Source organism: Glaesserella sp. (assembly GCF_041817755.1).
Lineage (GTDB): Bacteria > Pseudomonadota > Gammaproteobacteria > Enterobacterales > Pasteurellaceae > Glaesserella.
On record NZ_JBGYBX010000043.1, the window covers coordinates 1 to 4,580 of the forward strand.

A 4,580-nucleotide genomic window follows, 5' to 3' on the forward strand; every position below is an offset into this window, starting at 1 on the left:
CTGTGCTGTTAGGCATGATAATGTCCCTTTTTAAAATGTCTATAATAAGATTTATTATTTTACAAGTCCATTAATGAGTGAAGCAATAATACAAGCAGTTACAAGCGGTAAGATCCGAATCAAATTTTGCAAATCTTACAGAGTCGGTTGTATTTAATCCTATATCGTACTAAAATAGCCGCAATTTAGTACGATATAGGATAATATTATGACTTTTTACGAACGTCTTTTTCATTCGTTTTTATTTGAAATCGGAGCAATGGCAATCGGCGCGGTTGCGGTATTATTGGCAGGGGATTTCAGCCTTGAAGCGGCGGCGGGAACAGGGGTTGCCATGTCCGTGATGGCAATGGCGCTTAACTTTTTGTTTAACTATGTGTTTGATAAATTCGCGACCGGCAAGCGGGAAGAGCGCAGCCTGAAATTACGGATTCTGCACACGGTCTGTTTTGAGTGTACCTTATTGCTGTTTACCATTCCCGTGGTGGCGTATTTATTGAATTTAAGCCTGTGGCACGCCTTTTTAGCGGATATCGGATTGAGTTTATTGATTATGCTGTACGCCTTGGTGTTTAACTGGCTTTACGACATTACCCGTGTCAAATTTTTGGAGCGCGAACATGAATCCTTTTGATAAATTGGTGGAACTGGCGGCACAATTATCGAGCATTTACGCTAATGTGGCGAAGCAACACCAACTCACTCTAAACGAATTACATTTTTTGTATTCCATCGGTCGTTACGGTGCGACATCGCCTACCGCCATCGGTGATAAATGGAGTTTGCCGAAACAAACCGTCACGTCCGTTTGTAAACAATTGGATCAAAAAGGTTTTTTGGTTTTTCTGCCTGATGAGAACGACAAACGCAGTAAGTTGATTGCTTTAAGTGCAAGCGGTAAACTCTTTATCGACCCGATTATCGCTCGGCTCACCGAAGCAGAATTGCAAGTAAGCCGGCAGTTCGGTATGCAAAAATTTGAGCAATTGCTTGATGAGACCGAAATGGTATTAAATCAACTTGCTACACAGTTAAACACGATTTAGGAGAAACAATGATTAGACCTGCAAAAGCCGATGATGTCGCTCGTATTGCCGAGTTGTTATACCAAGTTCACGCTGTTCACGTTGAAGCTCGCCCTGATATTTTTCAGGCTGGAAAACGCAAATACAACGATGAAGAAATTTTAGCCTTAATGGCAGACGAACAAAAACCGATCTTTGTGTATGAAGATGAAAACGGCAAGGTGCAAGGCTATGCGTTCTGCATTTATCAAATTACACAAGGCGTTCCGGCGTTATTTGATCGCAAGGTGTTGTATATTGACGATCTCTGTGTGGATGCGTCACAACGCGGTAAGAAAATCGGCGAGAAGTTGTATCAGTATGTAGTGGATTTTGCCAAAGCCAACGCTTGCGACAGCGTGACACTTCACGTTTGGAATGACAATCAAGGGGCATTCCGTTTCTACGAACGCTTGGGGCTTGAACCGTTAAAAACCTTGATGGAACAGAAACTTTAAGGGAAAAAGAGGTGGGAATTGAATGAAATTTTGCATTTGCAAACTTTTCTTCAAATCCCACCGCTTGTTTTGTGTTATGTCATTAACGTGTAATGCTTATCGCATTTGATTCGGCGTTAATCCCCATTCACCGGCAGATGATTCACCTTTCACATCGCCAACAAACAGACGGATTTGGGCGCGGAATTTTTCCACTTCCGCACGATTTTCCATAAATTGCTCAAATTGGGCTAAGTTTGCGTTTGGATATTCCCAAATGGCTTTATAACCTTCAGGTTGTTTTACGTCTGTACGCACAGGCCACATATACCAAACATTTTCTTGGAAATCTTTATCTAATAACCAGCTTAAATAAAGTTTTGCTGCTGCCGGGTGTTTGGCGTCTTTTAAAATCGCCGCACGTTGCGCCCAAGCCACAAAACCTTCTTCGCTTGGTAACACAAATCGGGATTTCGCTTCAGGATCGGCTTTTAACATTCCATCGGTTGAGAAAGTCGCCGCATAAGTTCCAGCCTCCACTTCATCTGCTGGTGCTTGTGTGCCACGCACAAAGTGCGGTTCGTTTTTCATTAAATTTTGTAACCAATTCCAACCGTATTTATCCACGGCTAACTTATAGCCGAATAGCACGGCATCATCATCGTTCGGGTAAGTTGAGATGATTTTGCCTTTTAGTTTCGGGTTGGTGTAGTCGGCAAAGGTGGTTGGCGTTGGAATATCACCGAGTGCTGTTTTGTTTGAAACGTTGCTGAACGCATCCACAAATACACCTGTCCAAGCGCCGTCTTTATCTTTAAACGCTGGGTAAACTTTATCCCAACCCAGCGGTTTATACGTCATTAACACGCCTTCCGCTTTCCAACGTGGGTAGTCTTGCAAGGTTTGTAGTTGCACCACGTCCGCTTGCAGATTTTGGGTTTCCAGTTGGTAATCAATGTGGGCATCGTGTACTTTGCTGTAATCTACGATGGTTTGCAGTTTCATTTTCGGGAAACGTTTTTCAAAAGCGGCTTTTATGCCGTTTTGTTGTTCGGCGGTGTCGCCGCCGGCATACACGACTAACGTGCCGCCTTCTTTAACGGCTGCTTGATAAAGTTCCTCTAAAGAACGGGTTTCAACGTCCACCGCAAAGGCAGACGTGCCGATTAACGCGGTTGAAATAAGGGTAAGTTTTGCAAATGATTTCATCTATTTTCCTTGAATGAATAATGTTGTTTATTGAATAGCTGCATTATATTGAAATAAAAAATGGGAAAAATAGCGTCTTTTGAATATAATTATTACAAAAATTGTAACAATAGAGGGGTGATATGGATCGTATTGAGGCGATGAACATTTTTCTGACGGTGGTTGAAACGGGGAGTTTTACCGCAACGGCAGATCGGTTGGATTTATCTCGTCCAATGGTGACCAGAGCGGTAGCATTGGTGGAAGAGTGGTTTAATGCACGATTATTGCAACGTACCACACGCCGAGTTTCGCTGACTTCCGCAGGCGAGCGAGCCGTAGCACATTGCCAAAAAATGGTTGAGTTAGCGGCTGAAATTGAACAAGACATCTTGGCACAACAAGGGGAGCTGCAAGGCTCACTGCGGATAGCCTCAAATTCATCATTTGGTAGCACCCATTTGTTACTGGCTATCAAAGATTTTTTACAACGCCATCCGAAACTAAATATTCAGTTGCAATTAAGCGATCAGTCGGTCAATTTAATTGATGAACGCATCGATTTGGCGATTCGCTTTACCAATCAGCCCGACCCGAGTTTAATCGCACGCCCGTTGGCGACTTGCCATTCGTTACTGGTTGCCAGCCCTGAATATTTGGCTCAAAAGGGCATTCCCAAAACACCGCAGGATTTGGCGGAACACATCTATTTGGCACACGCCAATATCAACCGTAAAGCGTGGAAGTTTTATCAAAACGATCGTGAAATCAGCCTAGAACTCACCAGCCAGTTCACCACCAATGACACCGGCGCCTTGTTAAATCTCACGCTTGCAGGCGGCGGCATCGCAATGCTACCGAAATACCTCTTAAACGAACATTTAGCCAACCGGCAATTAGTGTCAATCTTAACCGACTGGCAACTCCCAACTTATCAAATCTACGCCCTATATTCTTCTCGCCACAAACTGCCTTTAACTATCCGCACATTGGTGGATTTTTTGGTGGAGAGATTTAATGGGGTGAGTTGGTAGTGGGATGTTAATTTTATAATTGAAAGTTTTGATGTTTTTCACAAAAGTTTTAAGTGTAATTGAAATTTTTACTATTTAAAGATAAAGTATCAGGTATAAATTAAGGAATTTGCTATGAAGAAAGATTTAGTTTATCGCCGGAAATACCTTGAAACGGTGCGTCCGTTTATCGGTAAAAGTTTGATTAAAGTGTTCACAGGGCAACGCCGTGTGGGGAAAAGTTATTTGCTGTTTCAGATTATGCAAGAGATTCAAACGGCGGATAAAAATGCCCACATTATTTATATCAACAAAGAAGACTTGGCATTTAGCCACATTGCAACTGCTGAAAACCTAAACGATTTTGTACAAGAGCAGAAAAAGTGCGGTCAAAAAAATTACATTTTTATTGATGAAATTCAAGAAATTACAGGTTTTGAGCAAGCGTTGCGTTCGCTTTTGTTAGATGACGAATTGGATTTGTATTGCACGGGCAGCAATGCTCATTTGCTTTCACGGGATATTGCAGGCAGCCTGAGTGGGCGAGCCATTGAAATTAATGTCCATTCCCTGTCCTATTTTGAATTTCTTGAATTTATGAAACTGGACGATAGTGATAAGGCGATGTCGCTGTTTTTGAAATACGGTGGTTTACCTTATTTAAAAGACTTGCCGTTGCAAGACAACATTGTGTTTGAATATCTGCGGAATATCTATTCCACCATTGCCATTCGGGATATTGTGAACCGCTATGCATTGCGAAATGTGCAATTTTTAGAACAACTCACACAATTTTTGGCGAGCAATATCGGCAATTTGTTTTCTGCTAAAAAAATCTCTGATTTTTTAAAATCGCAGAAAATTACTACGTCAAGCAC

General features: G+C 42.1%; 6 protein-coding genes. 5 read left to right on the forward strand and 1 reads right to left on the reverse strand.

Annotated features, from left to right (window positions below; all coding sequences use genetic code 11):
* Nucleotides 1-208: 208 nt before the first annotated feature.
* The 3 genes from ACEYKX_RS06065 to ACEYKX_RS06075 are packed head-to-tail and all read left to right on the forward strand — an operon-like array spanning nucleotide 209 to nucleotide 1,522.
* Nucleotides 209-634 (forward strand): PACE efflux transporter, encoded by a 426-nt coding sequence (locus ACEYKX_RS06065; RefSeq protein WP_373768013.1) that lies wholly within the window; start codon nucleotides 209-211, stop codon nucleotides 632-634.
* Complete coding sequence (locus ACEYKX_RS06070) at nucleotides 621-1,046, forward strand: MarR family transcriptional regulator (protein WP_373780659.1); 426 nt, start codon at nucleotides 621-623, stop codon at nucleotides 1,044-1,046. Before ACEYKX_RS06065 ends, ACEYKX_RS06070 begins: the two co-directional genes overlap by 14 nt.
* 8 nt (nucleotides 1,047-1,054) lie before the next feature.
* Nucleotides 1,055-1,522 (forward strand): N-acetyltransferase family protein, encoded by a 468-nt coding sequence (locus tag ACEYKX_RS06075; protein ID WP_373768015.1) that lies wholly within the window; start codon nucleotides 1,055-1,057, stop codon nucleotides 1,520-1,522.
* Nucleotides 1,523-1,618: 96 nt separating this feature from the next.
* Here the strand turns inward: ACEYKX_RS06075 and ACEYKX_RS06080 are convergent, their stop codons facing one another.
* Nucleotides 1,619-2,710 carry an ABC transporter substrate-binding protein gene (locus tag ACEYKX_RS06080; protein ID WP_373768016.1) on the reverse strand — a complete coding sequence of 364 codons (1,092 nt, stop codon included), beginning with the start codon at nucleotides 2,708-2,710 and terminating at the stop codon, nucleotides 1,619-1,621.
* 122 nt (nucleotides 2,711-2,832) lie between these two features.
* On the opposite strand from ACEYKX_RS06080, the gene ACEYKX_RS06085 reads away from it, so the two are divergent.
* Together ACEYKX_RS06085 and ACEYKX_RS06090 are read left to right on the forward strand one after the other, a co-directional pair.
* Nucleotides 2,833-3,723, forward strand: a complete 891-nt coding sequence (locus ACEYKX_RS06085) for a LysR family transcriptional regulator (RefSeq protein ID WP_373780660.1) — start codon at nucleotides 2,833-2,835, stop codon at nucleotides 3,721-3,723.
* 114 nt (nucleotides 3,724-3,837) lie between these two features.
* Nucleotides 3,838-4,580, forward strand: a 743-nt coding sequence (locus ACEYKX_RS06090) for an ATP-binding protein (RefSeq protein ID WP_373780661.1), incomplete at its 3' end; no start/stop codon positions are given.